This is a genomic window from Marivirga tractuosa (assembly GCF_042140215.1).
GTDB classification, from domain to species: Bacteria; Bacteroidota; Bacteroidia; order Cytophagales; family Cyclobacteriaceae; genus Marivirga; species Marivirga tractuosa_A.
The window spans coordinates 2,163,295-2,180,303 of the sequence record NZ_CP159478.1 but is presented as its reverse complement, the minus strand read 5'-3'; the positions used below and the strand labels follow the sequence as shown (position 1 = coordinate 2,180,303).

At 34.3% G+C, this 17,009-nt stretch carries 16 protein-coding genes; 10 read left to right on the top strand and 6 right to left on the bottom strand.

Annotated elements, in window-relative coordinates; genetic code table 11:
• Nucleotides 1-68 precede the first annotated feature (68 nt).
• On the bottom strand, nucleotides 69-788 hold the full coding sequence (locus tag ABWH96_RS09945; protein WP_375581299.1) for a hypothetical protein: 720 nt from the start codon (nucleotides 786-788) through the stop codon (nucleotides 69-71).
• Nucleotides 789-985: 197 nt separating this feature from the next.
• Here ABWH96_RS09945 and groES point away from each other — a divergent pair, with 197 nt between their 5' ends.
• The 3 genes from groES to ABWH96_RS09930 all read left to right on the top strand — a co-directional run bounded on the left by groES (nucleotide 986) and on the right by ABWH96_RS09930 (nucleotide 3,435).
• Entirely contained in the window at nucleotides 986-1,264 is a 279-nt protein-coding gene (groES, locus tag ABWH96_RS09940) for a co-chaperone GroES (protein WP_308348381.1), read from the top strand.
• Nucleotides 1,265-1,294: 30 nt separating this feature from the next.
• Nucleotides 1,295-2,941, top strand: coding sequence for a chaperonin GroEL (gene groL / locus ABWH96_RS09935; protein WP_375581298.1), 1,647 nt, complete (start codon nucleotides 1,295-1,297; stop codon nucleotides 2,939-2,941).
• 104 nt (nucleotides 2,942-3,045) lie between these two features.
• Complete coding sequence (locus tag ABWH96_RS09930) at nucleotides 3,046-3,435, top strand: TerB family tellurite resistance protein (protein WP_375581297.1); 390 nt, start codon at nucleotides 3,046-3,048, stop codon at nucleotides 3,433-3,435.
• A gap of 2 nt (nucleotides 3,436-3,437) precedes the next feature.
• On the opposite strand, the gene ABWH96_RS09925 is transcribed toward ABWH96_RS09930, so the two are convergent.
• Nucleotides 3,438-4,067, bottom strand: coding sequence for a hemolysin III family protein (locus tag ABWH96_RS09925; RefSeq protein WP_375581296.1), 630 nt, complete (start codon nucleotides 4,065-4,067; stop codon nucleotides 3,438-3,440).
• A gap of 257 nt (nucleotides 4,068-4,324) precedes the next feature.
• Here ABWH96_RS09925 and ABWH96_RS09920 point away from each other — a divergent pair, with 257 nt between their 5' ends.
• The 4 genes from ABWH96_RS09920 to ABWH96_RS09905 all read left to right on the top strand — a co-directional run bounded on the left by ABWH96_RS09920 (nucleotide 4,325) and on the right by ABWH96_RS09905 (nucleotide 7,262).
• Nucleotides 4,325-4,558, top strand: coding sequence for a cold-shock protein (locus ABWH96_RS09920; protein WP_375581295.1), 234 nt, complete (start codon nucleotides 4,325-4,327; stop codon nucleotides 4,556-4,558).
• A gap of 271 nt (nucleotides 4,559-4,829) precedes the next feature.
• Entirely contained in the window at nucleotides 4,830-4,988 is a 159-nt protein-coding gene (locus tag ABWH96_RS09915; RefSeq protein WP_375581294.1) for a DUF2116 family Zn-ribbon domain-containing protein, read from the top strand.
• A 10-nt stretch (nucleotides 4,989-4,998) separates the two neighbouring features.
• A complete protein-coding gene (locus ABWH96_RS09910) occupies nucleotides 4,999-5,808 on the top strand; it encodes a PhzF family phenazine biosynthesis protein (RefSeq protein ID WP_375581293.1) in 810 nt (269 codons plus the stop codon).
• A 44-nt stretch (nucleotides 5,809-5,852) separates the two neighbouring features.
• On the top strand, nucleotides 5,853-7,262 hold the full coding sequence (locus ABWH96_RS09905) for a S41 family peptidase (RefSeq protein WP_375581292.1): 1,410 nt from the start codon (nucleotides 5,853-5,855) through the stop codon (nucleotides 7,260-7,262).
• A 233-nt stretch (nucleotides 7,263-7,495) separates the two neighbouring features.
• On the opposite strand, the gene ABWH96_RS09900 is transcribed toward ABWH96_RS09905, so the two are convergent.
• The 3 genes from ABWH96_RS09900 to ABWH96_RS09890 form a co-directional block, all read right to left on the bottom strand.
• Nucleotides 7,496-9,139: an amidase family protein gene (locus ABWH96_RS09900; protein WP_375581291.1), complete on the bottom strand. Its 1,644-nt coding sequence runs from the start codon at nucleotides 9,137-9,139 to the stop codon at nucleotides 7,496-7,498.
• A 108-nt stretch (nucleotides 9,140-9,247) separates the two neighbouring features.
• The gene (locus tag ABWH96_RS09895; protein ID WP_375581290.1) at nucleotides 9,248-10,237 is read right to left on the bottom strand and encodes a polymorphic toxin type 23 domain-containing protein; all 990 of its coding nucleotides are present in this window, start codon (nucleotides 10,235-10,237) and stop codon (nucleotides 9,248-9,250) included.
• A gap of 62 nt (nucleotides 10,238-10,299) precedes the next feature.
• Nucleotides 10,300-11,085: a DUF481 domain-containing protein gene (locus tag ABWH96_RS09890; protein WP_375581289.1), complete on the bottom strand. Its 786-nt coding sequence runs from the start codon at nucleotides 11,083-11,085 to the stop codon at nucleotides 10,300-10,302.
• A 334-nt stretch (nucleotides 11,086-11,419) separates the two neighbouring features.
• On the opposite strand from ABWH96_RS09890, the gene ABWH96_RS09885 reads away from it, so the two are divergent.
• The 3 genes from ABWH96_RS09885 (at nucleotide 11,420) to ABWH96_RS09875 (ending at nucleotide 16,032) form a co-directional block, all read left to right on the top strand.
• Complete coding sequence (locus ABWH96_RS09885) at nucleotides 11,420-13,201, top strand: DEAD/DEAH box helicase (RefSeq protein WP_375581288.1); 1,782 nt, start codon at nucleotides 11,420-11,422, stop codon at nucleotides 13,199-13,201.
• Nucleotides 13,202-13,599: 398 nt separating this feature from the next.
• Nucleotides 13,600-15,090 (top strand): Gfo/Idh/MocA family protein, encoded by a 1,491-nt coding sequence (locus ABWH96_RS09880; protein WP_375581287.1) that lies wholly within the window; start codon nucleotides 13,600-13,602, stop codon nucleotides 15,088-15,090.
• A gap of 117 nt (nucleotides 15,091-15,207) precedes the next feature.
• The gene (locus ABWH96_RS09875) at nucleotides 15,208-16,032 is read left to right on the top strand and encodes a DUF1080 domain-containing protein (protein ID WP_375581286.1); all 825 of its coding nucleotides are present in this window, start codon (nucleotides 15,208-15,210) and stop codon (nucleotides 16,030-16,032) included.
• A gap of 56 nt (nucleotides 16,033-16,088) precedes the next feature.
• Here ABWH96_RS09875 and ABWH96_RS09870 read toward each other — a convergent pair whose 3' ends face one another.
• Nucleotides 16,089-16,985, bottom strand: coding sequence for a sugar phosphate isomerase/epimerase family protein (locus ABWH96_RS09870; protein ID WP_375581285.1), 897 nt, complete (start codon nucleotides 16,983-16,985; stop codon nucleotides 16,089-16,091).
• Between the last annotated feature and the right edge of the window lie 24 nt (nucleotides 16,986-17,009).

The window sequence follows — 17,009 nt, the reverse complement described above, 5'->3', positions numbered from 1 at the left end:
ATGGGGAAACTAAATGTTTAATGGTAGTTCATATACTAAACCTTATTAAATAGATTGATTTCAAATAATTACTGATAATTATTTTCCAGGTAACCAGAAAAGCTTCTTTTAACTATAGGTAAAAGTGTTTCCTCATAAGGATAGGGTTGCAATGCCACCACTCGAAATGCAGAATAATTACTTACCAGTTTGATATTTTTCAAAACTTGAATTTTCAATTGCTCCAATGTTGTCCCAATGGACTTTTTAATTCTATCAATAAAAACGGTTTGTAGCCCTCTCACTTTTTCTTCTGCTGCTTCAAAGATTGAAATTCGGTACTGATAAATGTGATAAAAAGGATCGTATTGAGGATCGATTAACAGTAACCCTTCATTCTCCTCTAAAGCTTTTACACCCACTGGCTCAATAATCAATTGTTTCTCTACCTCATCAAAAATGTTTTTGCCTACAGCAATATGCCCTGTTAACTTATTCATCGCAAAATCAACAATATCTTCCAGCTCTTTCAGCTGATTATCTTCTGCTACTTTTGATTCAAAAAACATTCTAAAATTCTTCAAATCCAGTTGAGTTAATTCTTTCGGAAAAGACTTCCATAATTTTTGCTTTCCATCCTTTAGCTGTGCAGCATTTTTATAATGCATAATCAAGTCAGCAAAAGAAGGGTAAAGCTTATGTTGTTCAAAAGACTTGCCCACATGCTGTAAATAGGCTAATAAAATATACTTTTTATATTCAAAATCTAAAGTGCCTTTCGTGATCCAATCATCTGCTAGTTTTTCCATATTCATTTAAATTTTACTTAAACTGACATAGAAATATAATCATAATCTGTCAAAAGTTCACAAACAATTATGTCAATAATCTTACATGACATTAGCGACCTCAAAAAACCTGCAATTTTGACACGCTTTTACAAGTGGCACATTTAATGTAATCAGCATTGCAGATTATTAAAAATCAAAACATAAATTATATTAAAATGTCAAACGTATCATTTAAACCAAACGAGGATAGGGTTCTAGTAGAACCAGCTCCTGTAGAAGAAAAAACAGCATCTGGTATTATTATTCCTGACACTGCAAAGGAAAAACCACAACAAGGTAAAATCGTTGCTGTGGGACCAGGTAAAGATGATGCTCCCGTAACCGTTAAGGTTGGTGATTCTGTATTATACGGCAAGTATTCAGGTACAGAATTTACACTTGAAGGTAAAGAGTATTTAATCATGAGAAATTCCGACATTTTCGGTACTATTTAATTAAAAAATTAACTAAAACATTATATAACTATGGCAAAGGATATTTCATTTGACCTAAAAGCTAGAGACGGCTTAAGAAAAGGCGTTGACAAATTAGCAAACGCAGTAAAAGTAACCTTAGGACCAAAAGGTAGAAACGTTATCATCGATAAAAAATTCGGTGCTCCTACTGTTACCAAAGATGGTGTTTCTGTAGCGAAAGAAATCGAATTAAAAGATGCAATTGAAAACATGGGCGCTCAGCTTGTGAAAGAAGTTGCTTCTAAAACTGCTGATGAAGCGGGTGACGGTACTACAACTGCAACCGTTTTAGCCCAGTCTATTTTCAGACACGGTTTGAAAAACGTAACTGCTGGTGCTAATCCAATGGACTTGAAAAGAGGTATTGAAAAAGCAGTGAAATTAGTTGTTGCAGACTTGAAAAAACAGTCTAAAGACATTTCTAACAGCAACGAAATTGAGCAAGTAGGTACTATTTCTGCTAACAACGATGCTACTATCGGTAAAATGATTGCCGAAGCAATGGACAAAGTTGGAAAAGACGGTGTAATCACTGTTGAAGAAGCTAGAGGTACTGAAACTGAAGTAAAAACTGTAGAAGGTATGCAGTTTGACAGAGGATATCAGTCTCCATATTTCGTGACCAACACGGAGAAAATGGAAGCTGAATTAGACAATCCTTATGTTTTAATTTACGATAAGAAAATTGGCAGTATGAAAGAATTGCTTCCAATCTTAGAAGCAGTTTCTCAAACAGGTAAGCCTTTATTGATTATCTCTGAAGAAGTAGAAGGTGAAGCTTTAGCTACTTTAGTGGTAAACAAAATCAGAGGTTCTTTAAAAATTGCTGCTGTTAAAGCTCCAGGCTTTGGTGACAGAAGAAAAGCAATGTTAGAAGACATCGCTATCTTAACTGGTGGTACTGTTATTTCTGAAGAAAGAGGCTACAAATTAGATGGTGCTACTTTAGAGTATTTAGGTACTGCTGAGAAAATCACTATCGACAAAGACAATACTACTATTGTTAATGGTGCTGGTAAAAAAGAAGATATCCAAGCGAGAGTGAGTCAAATCAAATCTCAAATGGAGAACACTACTTCTGATTATGACAAAGAAAAATTACAAGAGCGTTTGGCTAAATTGTCTGGCGGTGTAGCTATTCTTTACATAGGTGCTGCTACGGAAGTAGAAATGAAAGAGAAGAAAGATAGAGTTGATGATGCTTTACATGCTACAAGAGCTGCAGTTCAAGAAGGAATTGTTGCCGGTGGTGGTATTGCTTTATTAAGAGCTATCAAAGCTTTGGATAAAGTAGATGTTGAAAACGAAGATCAAGAAACTGGTGTAAACATCATCAGATTAGCTCTTGAGTCTCCTTTAAGAACTATTGTTGAAAATGCAGGTCAAGAAGGTTCTGTAATCATCAACAAAGTATTAGAAGGAAAAGATGATTATGGATATAATGCACGAACTGGTAAATTTGAGAATTTATTCAAAGTAGGTGTTATTGACCCAACTAAAGTAACACGTTTAGCCCTAGAGAATGCGGCTTCTATCTCAGGATTGTTGTTAACTACCGAATGTGTAGTAGCAGACGAAGAGGAAGAAGATGCTGGTGGCGGAATGCAAGGTGGCGGAATGCCAGGCGGCATGGGCGGAATGGGTGGAATGATGTAATTCTCCCATATTCAAAGAAGAAAAGTAAGGCTTTGTCGATTGACAAAGCCTTTTTTGTTTTTTTATTTCAAAAAAGTATAGCTTTACAATAAACATACTAAGAAATGGACAAGCATCATATTTTTAAGAATTACGAAAGCTTTATTTTATTTCTACTGATTCATGTAGGAAGTTCAGATTACAGCCTTAAAGGTTCTGAAATTGAAGTGATCCTCTCAAAGATGGAAGATTATTTTCCTGATATAGAAGATATGGATCAACTCCGCTCAAAATTCGTGGCATTGAAAGATGAATATGAAGAGTTATCTGATTCTGATATCAATCATATTATATACCATAATTACCTGCATTATAGAAATGATAGAATTAATGCTAATAGAATCATGAATGATTTACAAGAAGTAATTATGGCAGATGGTTTTATTCATGACATGGAAACCAAAACCATGGAAGCTATAAAAAAATTATTAAACATCAGAGAATCTGATTTCTAATTTTATAATAAATACATCACTGCTATAAAATGTGTAATAGTGCCAATCAGTACAAAAATATGCCAAATGGAATGAGCATAATGCATTTTATGATTGGTATAAAAAATAGTACCAAGTGTATAGCTTAAACCACCCCCAATTAAAAGCAGAAGTACTGTAGTGGACAATTCTTCATATAAGGGTTTAGCAATAAAGACTGCTATCCAACCCATTCCAAGATAAAGAAAGAGTGATAGCTTTGGAAAACGATGGGTGAAAAATATTTTAAACACAGTTCCAAAAACGGCTATCCCCCAAACAATACCAAACATAAGCCAGCCCATAGTACCTCCAATTCCTAAAATTAAAAAAGGAGTATAAGTTCCTGCTATCAAAAAATAGATACTGATATGGTCAAAAATCCTGAGAATTGATTTAGTTTTTTGATGTTGTATGGCATGGTAAAGGGTTGAAAAGGTATACATCAACAAAAATGCTCCACCAAAAAAGCTACTGCTGATAATATGCAGAACACTCCCTTCCAAAACAGAGAATGTGATAAGTAGTGATATTGCCACCACACTAAATAAAATCCCAAATCCGTGCGTAAGGCTATTAGCTAATTCTTCTTCTATAGTCTGGGCTCTCTTCAAATTTTTTCCTTTAAAATTGAACCAAAAGTATAACTTATCACTTAACAATACAAGAATATAAGTTATCAGATCTTTTCAAATAATAGTTATTTTGAATGCTTTTTGGTAGCTTTGTTGTCTTTCAAAGCAAGTTTGGCCATTTGTACTTATCTTTTCAGATACCTTCCCATGGTTATTCTCCTTTGAGCCCCTCTCAAAAGGGATTTTTACATTCAAGTAAAATACTTGTCTTACACTACTAATTTAAACCCTACTTTATGGCAAGATCACAAAATAGCTTTATCAAGAAACAAAAAGAGAAAAAGCGCATGAAGAAAAAAGAAGAGAAACAAGAGAAGAAAGAATTGCGCAAAGAACAATCCAAGGGTGGAGACTTGGATGACATGATTGCTTATGTAGACCAATATGGTAATATCCTTGATAGCCCTCCCGAAGAACCCAAAAAAGATAAGAAAAAGGATAAGGAAGATGATTCCGAAAAAAAAGAGTGACAAAAGCTCTAGAAATTACTACCCCGTAAATACCAAAAGGCGAGCTTTAACTCGCCTTTGGGGTGATAATGACGGTATTTCGTCATTAATCCTGCCTCTTTATAACGTTTGGGAGAAAAATCCTCCCTACTCGTTGATATGAATGTAGAAAATATATTCAATATTTACAAGCGTATTCAACATTATCTTTTGAATATTTAGCCGCCTATTTTTTTGAAATTCAATAGTAGATGCATTAAATAGCATGAATTATAGAATTGAATATTAAAAAATGAAAAAAGAATGCCCTTCTTGCGCCATGATGATTGAAAAAGATGCTCAAATTTGCCCTATTTGTCAGTATGAATTCCCTAGAAGGAGTTATCAAAACAATTTAAAATGGATTGCCATTTTACTGGCAATACTTTTCTTATTGGTAATTTTACTTTAAAATAAACATTATGTCTTCAGAATTTCCATTTGCTATTATCAACGTATTTTCAAACTCAAAAATCAAGGCATTAGGGAATCCATCCGCTGTAATTTTACTTGATAGAGATTTACCAGATGAAAAATTACAATCGATAGCTGCTGAACTCCATCAACCCGCCACTACCTTCCTTTGGAAAACAGAAAAAGAAGATGAATTTCTAATAAGATGGTTTGCTCCTGATGCAGAAATTGGTTTATGCGGACATGGTGCTATGGCAGCTTCTGTATTTTTATCTGATACTTTTCCAGATATAACTGGTTTCAAATTGAAAAAGAATACAACAATAATTGAAGCAGGAAAAAATCCCGAAAATCAGCATTATATTATACTTGACAACATTAAAAGAAGCAATATTAAAAATCCGCCTGAAGGATTGGAAAGTGCACTGGGACAAAAAATAGTGGGATATTATACTACAGATAATAAACAGATAGTGCTCTTAGAAAATGAAGAAAGCCTAGCCAATATGAAGCCTGATTTTAGTGCTTTAAGGAAAATAAATGTCTTCGGATACTCTGTTACTGCTCCTTCTTCTCAACAGGATGATTTCGTATGTAGAACTTTGGTTCCGCATGTGCAACAATTGGAAGATCATGCAACAGGTTCTACTCAAGCTATCTTAGTAGATTTCTGGGCAAGTCAATTAGGGAAATCAAAATTAGAATCTCGGCAATTAAGCCCAAGAGGTGGTTATTTCAATGCCATCCATAATGCAGATAATTTCAAACTAATTGCAAACTCTTATTATACAATAAAAGGAACTTTTTATTTAAATTAGAGATTTAAAACTTATATAAATCATAAGCCAAAACATTTATTACAATGAAAAAGACACTTTCATATTTTTTACTTTTCAGCATAATCATATTCTCTTCATGTAAGGATGAAGAACCGGAACCAGAAACTTTTGAAAATGGCACCAATGAATATGTAAATAATTGGATTTATGATAATATGAATCTTTACTATTATTGGACTAATGACCTACCTGATAAAAATATAAATGGAGAAGATCCAGAAGATTATTTCTATAGCTTAATCTCTAATAATGACCGTTTCTCTTGGATACAACCCAATTTTCGAGAATTACTCAATTCATTGCAAGGAATTACTTTAGAATCAGGATATGAATTTGTTCTTTATCGAGATCAGGATAATGAAAACGGAGTGATTGGCCAGATAGCATATGTAAAAAAAGGTTCCCCTGCAGAAGATACTGGACTAAAAAGAGGTGATTTATTTACAGCGATTAACGGGACTAACTTAACAATAGATAATTATAACAGTTTGTTGGGTAACATCAGCGACAATCATAAACTAACAATTAGAAGATACAACTTTGAATCTGAAGTATTTGATGAAATTGGTGATTTTGAATTAAGCGCCATCCAATTTGCAGAAAATCCAAATCATTTAGATACGGTCTATTCCCGAAATGGTAAAAAAATCGGGTATTATGTTTACAATTTATTCTCAGTGGGAATTGATTCTGACAGTGCAAAGTATGCTGAAGAAATGGATCAAATTTTTGAAGGGTTCAAAGCAGAAGGAATCGACCATTTAGTTTTAGATTTGAGGTATAATAGCGGAGGAGCTGAAAGAGCTACAATTAACCTCGCTAGTTTGATTGGTTCCAATATTTCCGATCAGGACATATTCGTGAAAAGAGATTATAATGAAGGCTTAAAACAAGCTTACATTGACGAATATGGTGAAGAATCCTTAAACAGAAGGTTTGTCACTAAGGCTGAAAATATTGGAAACAATTTACAAAGTCCTCAATTAACGGTATTAACCTCTTCTAGAACTGCATCAGCTTCTGAGCTTTTAATTAACGGGCTAGATCCTTTTATGGAAACCTTCATTATAGGTGATACAACTGTTGGTAAAAATGTTGGTTCAACAAGCTTTTTTGAAGAAGATAATCCAGATAATAATTGGGGAATGCAGCCCATCATTACAAAATCATTTAATAGCTTAAATCAATCAGATTATGATTTAGGTTTTTATCCTGATATTCCTTTAAGAGATAACTCGCTTATTAAACTTGAATTAGGAGATGTAAATGAAAAACTACTGAGAGAAGCATTAATTTATTTAGCAGGATCTGATGAGGTAAGCAGAAAAATCAGCTATAAAGAAATACCTTCTAGGGATATATTAGGTAGTATGGAATTAAAAAGAAGATATGGTATTTATGATATTGATTTAGAAAACATAAAAAATCAATAAAACTAAAAGTACCTAAGCTAAAACATCATTAGTCTAGTAATATTTGTGCAAAGCTTTTGGTTCAAAGGTTAGCTTCAAATATACAGGATTGACTTTTTTTCATATTTAAATAGAGAGCCTTATATATAGGTTATATGAAAAAATAGTTAAGTAATCAGACAGAATATTAAAACAAAAAAATGGTCGGCAAATCACCGACCATTTTTATTTATAAAAATTTTTCAACTCAAAGTTTACTGATAATCAGCAGGAATCTCCCTCGCTTTAGTTTCCTTTTCAAAAGCAAAAGCAATCTTCAATAATTTTTCCTCTGAATAAGGCTCTGCAATGAATGTCATACCTTTTGGCTGACCGTTTTTCTCATACCCCATAGGGACAGTCAAAGCCGGATGATGAGCCACTGCTGCATAACCTGCACTCCAGTTGTTGATGGACAACACCGCATCCAAATCATTTTCAGTCATCATCGTTTCAAAATATCTTCTTCCCTCACTCATTAATCGAGTTTTCAAACTGTCAAATTCCACTGCTGAAGTGGTATCATTTATTATACCTTCAAATCTGGCTTGACCATAAGGGATTCTAGTAGCTGAATCCTCTAAATTAAATTGAATTACATCCTGAACTGAACGCAATTCAACACTTGGGCCAGCATAATTCTTAAAGTAGTGCGGTAGATCTGCTTTCATATCTAAATTTAATAAAGTAAGAAAACCAGATAAATCTACTTCTGGAGCTTCTACTTCAACTATTTCTGCACCTAATTCCTCCAGATGTTTAATATTGACTTTATATAAAGAATCCTCCAAAAATCCTTTCATTACACCCAATCGCATACCTTCTAGGTTACTTTCTTCTAATGATTTCCAGTATTTCTTATCTGGGGAATTTCCAATAGTGACTTTATCTTCACTGTCTTCACCTGTCAAGGCTGAAAGCATTATGGCATTATCCATTACACTCTTTGTCATAGGACCAGGTGTATCCAATGTACTTGAAATAGGAACAATACCTCCCCTACTCAATAAACCGACAGTTGGCTTCAATCCTACAATAGAATTAGAGCTTGAAGGAGAAAGAATTGAACCCGAAGTTTCAGTTCCAATTGCACCAGCGGCATAATTTGCTGATATGGAAGAACCACTACCTGAACTGGAACCGCCTGTATCAAACTCCCCTCTTCCATAAGGATTTAAAGTTTGCCCACCAATGGCGTTGTATCCATTCGGACAACCATCACAAAGAAAATTAGCCCATTCGCTTAAACTAGATTTACCTAATATTATGGCTCCGCTATTCTCCAAACGACTTACAATATGTGCATCAGCAGTTTGATTATTTTGCAAAGCAGCTGCTCCTGCAGTGGTAGGAATCCCTTCGAAATTGATATTATCTTTCAACAAAATAGGCATTCCATAGATTGGATGATTTTCGTCTGACTTCTTTTCATCTCTTGCAATTGCTTCTTCAACGGCAGTAGGGTTAATAGAAATGATATTATTTAAAGTGCTCAAACTATCATTTTCAAAAAGGACAATTCTATATAAATACCATTGTGTTAATTCTTTATAGCTCAGTTTATCTTCCGAGATAGCATTTTGCATGCTCATCATATCTTGTTCCAAAATAAGTGGTTTCAAACGCTCATAATCCTCAGCTGTAAAATCACTTATCTGAGGCTCAATTTGCTTCCATAAATCGTTTCTATCGCTCACTTTTGATTGAATCAATTTATATCGCATGTATTCTGATTCGTGCTCAGCATTTTCTTCTATAATTGCACTTTCATCATACGGAAACCATGTATCAATTTTTGTTTCTGGTTTATCCTCACATGCCCAAAGGCCTAAAATCAGTAAGTAAAATATTCTTTTCATAGTATAATGTTTTGGTGTTTAAATCAATAAACCTACAATATAATCAATTTACCAGCCTTTTGAATAGGGCAATTTTAATTTTACAGGATTGGTAAATTAATGGTATGGTTAATAAAAATTAGGGCTATTTAGAAAAACACCCCAATAAAACTTCCCTTCACGTAACTTTTGATTTTCTTTATAGAGAAATGCATTACCATCCTGATCCACCATAGGAACATGACGGCTTTTTGCAGTATTCCATTTTTTGGGCCATATTGGTAAATCGTGCATAAATTTATTCTGAATTGCATTTCTGATTTTTTCATGATCATAACCAGTTGAAAATCTTATTTGATTGGCAAAAGGCAATTGTCGAGTATAATCAATTGCTAAAATTCCATGAGAGTATTTCCCGAAAGGTGTATCACTTAAATCGAAATAGCCGTATCGAGAAAAATCAGAGGAATTAATTCTTTTTGTATTAGGATCATCCTTATTACCTGTCCAGAAAATAAATGATGTAGCAATACTCTGAACTGAATCCTGATACCCAATTCGCATTGCAGCTGTCCTAAATCTATCGACTGATTTTGCAGCCAATAAATCATTCTCGTGCTGCAGAAAAAAATGACCAAAATTTAGACCTATTTCACCAGTAGGTTGATTGGTATTCCATTTATTAAAATAGTAGCGATAGAAATAATGGATCTCATAAAAAAAGTCATTACTAAAAGGTGAATTAGCAAAAGGGCGATAATTATCCATAGACTTTTCCTGAAAAGCAGTTGAAAGCTTTAAGCCTGCTATATGCTGAAATGACTTTTCATAATAACCTAAATCTTTGAGGGTATAAAGAAGATCAAATCGAAGTGTAATATTAGCATATGATTGTCCTAGGGAAGTGGAGATATTTAATCCTACCCTATTTTGATGAGAACCAAATTGCAAACTTAGCCCACCACGGATGTAGTAATTTAAATAATTGCGCTGAATATATTGCTCTTGAGCATTTACTTTACTAGCACAAAGGCTTAAAAATAAAAATCCAAAATAAAAGATGAGCATAGGCACTGACCCTCCTTTTCTGATAAAGGATTTTAAATTATTAAATATCATCTTCTTTTATGGATTGAATATATCGGCTATTTTCTATTGTTTCTTTATAATAAGAAATTTCACTAAAACTTATAATTAATACCTGCGGTAAAGTTATAAATTGTTTGCGTTATGGGTACTATAGGTTCATCTTCATAGGATAAAGTAAAACTATTATTAATGCCTAATCGCTCTGTGATTTTAGAATTGACATTGATTTCAATGCTATAACGATTTCTCCAAAGTTCGGCATTACTATCATAAGTAGTTTGATAATAGTTAATGGTATTAATATCAAGATAGTCATTTACATCCCATCTAAAACCGATATAATTTGTAGATTTCAAAAAGCTAACTTTGACTTGTTCCTCACTTCCCGGGATCATCCATGCTTCATATTCCCACATAATTCCAGGGCTAAAAAAGAAGCTAAAATCTTCCGTTTTAACTAAATCATGTCTGAGCCCTACACCAGTAATCCAGCGCGGAAACAACCCTCTAAAATTATCATACTGAAATTGTACAAAAGCTTCCGGATGGACTCTCCTATCTTCAAACATGCTGAAGCGTAAATGCTGAAAACCTGTATTAAGGAAAGGATCTTCATTAACCCTTAAGTAAGAAAAATCGTTGATAAAAGCGAGTCGTGAATTCTTAAGAAATAAAGCAATACTAGATTTTAAATTGTAGCCAAAAAATTCTACTGGTTCATTTGCGGCTGCACTTCTATTATACATTGAAAAACTAGCTGTCACATTTCCTTTGATCAAACTACTGTCTTTTTCAATTTTTGAGTTTTGTAGATTTAAGATTTGAGTAAACCCAAGATGTGAAAAGCATAAAAAAAATGTTAATATTAAATACCTCATTGAAATTCTTTATCTAATTATTTAAGACAAAGGTTAATATAAAATTAGCAGCTACAAAGTATTTAAGTGATAGATATCACATAAAACAAATAACTTTTTAGATTGAAATATTTTAAATTTCACAAAATATTATTTGGTTATTTTTCGAACTATAGTGATTTATCAAAAAAGTATTTATACATTTGTGCAACAATTACAATCCTAGGCTACTCGAAAGGTTCGAAAATGGCTTGGGTTAAGCCAGGGAATAATCGAGAGTCGCTTAATGCAATAGGCTGCTTAGCAGTCATGTCACAACATATCCCTGATATTGTATTAAATTTTAAAACAACACATGTTAACATTTGAAGAATTAGGCCTGAAGCCTGACATCCTAAAAGCAATTTTAGAAATTGGCTTTGTGGAGCCAACTGCTATTCAGCAAAAAACTATTCCACATTTATTAAACACTAAGCAAGATTTAATTGCCTTAGCTCAAACGGGTTCTGGTAAAACAGCTGCTTTTGGATTACCTGTTATCAATCAAATTGATAGCGATTCCAAAAAAACGCAATCATTAGTATTGTGTCCAACTAGAGAATTGGCAATTCAAATTGCAAATGATTTTAACTCTTACACTAAATATTCTAAAAAATTAGATGTAGTCCCTGTTTATGGTGGTGCAAGTATAGAAACGCAAATCAAAGCCTTGAATAAAGGAGCTCAGATTGTGGTAGGTACGCCTGGTCGTGTAGTGGATTTGATCAAAAGAAAGAAATTAAAATTAGAAGACATTGAATGGGTAGTGCTGGATGAAGCCGATGAAATGTTAAATATGGGCTTTAAAGATGATTTAGATTTTATCTTATCTCATACGCCTGACCAAAGACAGACTTTACTATTCTCTGCGACTATGTCGAAAGAGGTATTAAGGATTTCTAATAACTATATGAACAATCCTGAGGAAATATCTTCAGGAAAAAGAAATCAAGGTGCTGATAAAGTAGAGCATTTCTACTTCGTGGTAAACGGAAGAGATAAATACTTAGCTTTAAAGAGAATTGCTGATATCAATCCTGATATTTATGCCATCATTTTCTGTAGAACTAAGAGAGAAACACAAGAAATTTCTGATCAATTAATGGCTGATGGTTATAATGCAGATTGTTTGCACGGTGATTTATCACAAGCGCAAAGAGATGCGGTAATGGGTCGTTACAGAAAAAAGAATTTACAAATGTTGGTTGCAACTGATGTTGCAGCTAGAGGTTTGGATGTAAATGAAATTACCCACGTAATCAACTACAATATTCCAGATGATTTGGAAACTTATACGCACCGTAGTGGTCGTACAGGCCGTGCTGGTAAAGCAGGTATTTCAATGGCGATTATTGGCCCAAGAGATATCAATAAAATCAAGCAATTAGAGAGAATTTTAGGTAAAACTTTCACTAAAGCGGAAGTTCCTGCCGGTGATGCCGTAATTGAAAAGCAATTGATGGCTTTTATTGAAAAAGTAAAAGCTTCAGAGGTTGATGAAAAACAAATCGAGCCATTTATCAATAATATAGCTGCTGAATTTGAAGATTTAAGCCGTGAAGACTTAATCAAGAAATTCGTTTCATTGGAATTCAATAAGTTTTTGGATTACTACAAAAACTCTGCTGACTTAAATCAGAATGCTAAGGCTGGAAGAGACAGAGATTCAAACAGAGGCGAAAGAAATGATAGAGGAAAAAAAGGTGGAGATTTCACTAAATTATTCTTGAACATAGGTGAAAAGGATAATTTGAATGCTGGAACTCTACTAGGTTGGATCAATGGTTTACAAAGTGTTCCAAATGGAATTGAATTCGGTAAAATTGATGTTCAAAGAAGCTTTACATTTATGGAAGTAGAAAGTCAGCATGAACAAACGATTTTAGGCGCATTGAACGTTAGTGAATTTGACGGACGTAAAGTGGTAGCCGAACCAAAAATGGGCGGTGAGCCAAGAACATCCAATAGATCAGATAGATCTGACAGACCAGATAAGAAAAGAGGAAGCGGTTTCAAGAAGCGCCCTAGTGCTGGTGGTGACAGAAAATCTGGTGGAAGAGCTAGAGTGAAAGCGGGCTCTGGTGGAAGAAGGAAATAATTTTTTGGAGTAATAAGTTTTAGGTTTTAAGTCGTAAGTTTTAGGACTGACAGATTAAAGACTAAAAGATATTAGAAAAGCCTTTTTGCAGTGATGTAGAAAGGCTTTTTTTGTTATACAATTGAGCTATCGCTTGCGTCTTGTAGTGACTTTTACTTGTTCCTCGGGAAGATATTTATTGAATAATAACGAAATTTTCAGAAAAACTGTCACAAAGTAAATACTCAACTACCTAAGTGTAAAAATTACACTATCTTTTTTACCAAATTACCTCCTGTTTTTCAGGTAGTTAACATATTTTTAACACACTCTCCTCAACCTTTCACCAAATATTTTTATGTTTTATTCAATAGATTTCCTAATTTCATTCCACTTAAACCATTACAAAAATATTTAATATGGACGACTCTAATAAAGACAATCATTTAAACAGGCGTAAATTCCTACGCAACATGGGTCTAGCTGCGGCTGGAATCACCATCGTACCAAGCAATGTCATTGCTGGTTTAGGACATACGGCACCTAGTGATAAACTAAATATCGCAGGTATAGGTGTTGGCGGCATGGGACGCTCAAATTTGAGAAACATGAAATCTCAAAACATTGTAGCCCTAGCTGATGTAGATTGGAAGTATGCTGATAGAACTTTCAAAGACTATCCTAAAGCCAAAAAGTATAAGGACTACCGCAAAATGCTGGAAGAAATGGATAAGGACATTGATGCAGTAATGATCAGTACTCCTGACCATACGCATTATGTTTCAGCTAAAGATTCCATGACTGCAGGTAAGCACATTTACCTTCAAAAGCCATTAACTCACTCTGTTTACGAATCAAGGAAATTAAGAGAGTTGGCTGACAAAACTGGAGTAGCAACTCAAATGGGTAACCAAGGAAATTCATCTGACGATATGCGCAAAGTTTGCGAATGGATTTGGAATGGCGAAATTGGTGAAGTAAAAAAAGTAGACGCATGGACTGACCGTCCAATATGGCCACAAGGATTAGAAAGACCAACTGAAAAAATGTCGGTACCTAGTACTTTAGATTGGGATTTATTTTTAGGCCCTGCAGCTGAAAGACCTTACCATGAAGCTTATACTCCTTGGAACTGGAGAGCTTGGTGGGACTTCGGGACAGGTGCTTTAGGAGATATGGCTTGCCACATCATGGACCCTGTTTACAAAGCATTGGAATTAGGTTATCCATATGCATTTGAAGCAAGTTCTTCTCAGGTAAACACTGAGAGTGCTCCAATGGCTGAAAAAGTAACTTACTACTTTGGCGAAAGACCTAAAAAAGGCAAAATCAATATGCCGGCTGTTGAATTTACCTGGTATGATGGCGGATTAAAACCTGACAGACCAGAAGGATTGAAAGATGGCTGGTACCCTGGCGATCAAATGGGCTGGGGTGGTGCCATTTTCTATGGAACTAAAGGAACTCTAATTTGTGGTACCTATGCTATGGAACCATTTATTATTGGTAGAGAAGATAACCCACCACCAGTGACTAATGAACTAAGAAGAATTCCTAATGCTATGGAAGGTGGTCATGAAATGGACTGGGTAAGAGCTGCGAAAGAAAACAAAAAATCTAGAGTTGAATGTAGCTCTAATTTTGCTTATGCTGGGCCATTAAATGAAGTAGTGGTAGCTGGTAATTTAGCAGTAAGATTACAAGACTTAAGAAGAAAACTGGATTGGGATGCAGAGAACATGAAAATCACAAATATTGGTGATGATGAGGAAATTAGAGTTGTATCTTCTGATGAGTTCACTGTAATTGACGGAGATCCGAAATTTAATACACAATACGAAACCATTAATGCGAAACAGGCCGCTGAAGAATACATTAAGAGGACTTACCGTAAGGGATGGGAGTACTAATTAGTAATTAATAATTTTATAATTAATAATTTAGAACCTGTTGGATTAGATTAAACCCAACAGGTTTTAACTTTAAATAATCAAGAATATTTTTTAAAATTATAAATATAGAGAACTATGAAAAAATCATTATTTATCGGTTTTATTGCTTTAATGGCAATTTATGGTTGCGATAGTAGTAAAAAGTCAAATTCTGAAGACAGTGAAAGTGCTGCTGAAGAAATTGAAGAGACTGTACAAGAAGAAATAGTAGAAGAAATTGCCGGTCCAAATAGCTTAACTGAAAAGGAAAAAGAAGACGGTTGGAAGCTTTTATTTGACGGGAAAACCACTGATGGATGGCGTGGATATCAAAAAGAAAGTTTTCCAGTAGCTTGGAACATTGATAAAAATGCTCTTCATATCCAAGGTTCAGGCCGAGGTGAAGCTGGAGCTCAAGATGGCGGTGACATTGTGTACGATCAAGAATTTGCGGATTTCCACCTTAAAGTTGAGTGGATGGTAGATAGTGCTGCTAATTCAGGTATTTTATACCGAGGTAAGGAAAAGTATGATTACATCTGGAAATCTGGACCTGAGATGCAAGTTTTAGACAATAAGCACCATCCTGATGCAAAATTAGGAAAAAATGGAAACAGAAAAGCAGGATCATTATATGATCTTATTCCTGCAGAGCCTCAGAATTTCAAAGGACACGGAACTTGGAACACATCTGAAATTATTGCAAAAGGCAATGATATTGTTCATATCCAAAATGGAGATACTGTAGTTCAATACACTATTGGTTCTGATGAAATGGCTAAGCTTGTTGCAGATAGTAAATGGGCAGAATTAGAAGAAAATAAAGATTGGGGTAATATTGCTCCTAAAGGCTTTATTGCTCTTCAGGATCATGGTGATGATGTATGGTTCAGAAATATTAAGATTAAAGAAATGAAATAAGTTAGAAGCCAGAAGTTGGAAGCTCGAAGTAACTTCCAGCTTCTGACTTCCTACTTTTAACTCCTCTTGATCCCCTTCAAATACTTATAACTCTTTGTAATTTCTTCAAAAGGTTTACCACTTTTCGTATCATCTTGTTCTACAAAGAATTGCTTTAAACCTGCAGTGGATGCATGATTAAAGATTTTTTGCCAGTCGATTACACCCTCTCCTACTGCTGAAAAGAATTGCTCCTCTCCTGCTCCCATATCTTTTACATGCCATAAAGGGAATCTTCCTTCATTATTTTTAAAGTATTCCACTGGATCTACTCCTGCTCTAGCTGTCCAATATAAATCCAATTCAAATTTAACCAGATTTACATCACATTGAGACAATAATAGATCATAAGGAATTTTACCATCTAATGCTTGAAATTCAAAATCATGGTTATGATAGGCCATTTGTACTCCATATTCTTTAGCAGTTTCTCCACATGAATTCATAAGGTCAGATAATTTTTTATAATCATCTATACTTTCTCGTTCCGAATCAAAAAGATAAGCACAAGCTATGTGTGTTTGTCCTAACTCAGCTGCATCCGCTACTGTTCTTTCCCAATCGTTGGTCATAGTCCCAATATTTTTAGGCATTGCCCAACCTGTTAAAACATGACTACTTTTAGCTTTTAAGCCAAATTCATCCAAAATGGACTTCACTTCTTTAATGCTGTTTCCAAAATATTTACCATCAGAATAATTGAAAAATTCCAGGTTTTTATACCCAATATTCGCTGCTTTTTCAATAGTACCTTTAAAATCTTTCTCTAAGGCTTCTCTTAAAGTATATAATTGCAAACCTGCTTCTTTTGCAACCCCTTGAGCTTGTGGTGCACAAGATGAGAGTATAGAAGGTGAAATAAATGCTAAAGCCGAGGTCATTCCTGCCTGCTGTATAAATTTTCGTCTGTTCATAGTGTATATGTTTTGATAATGGAA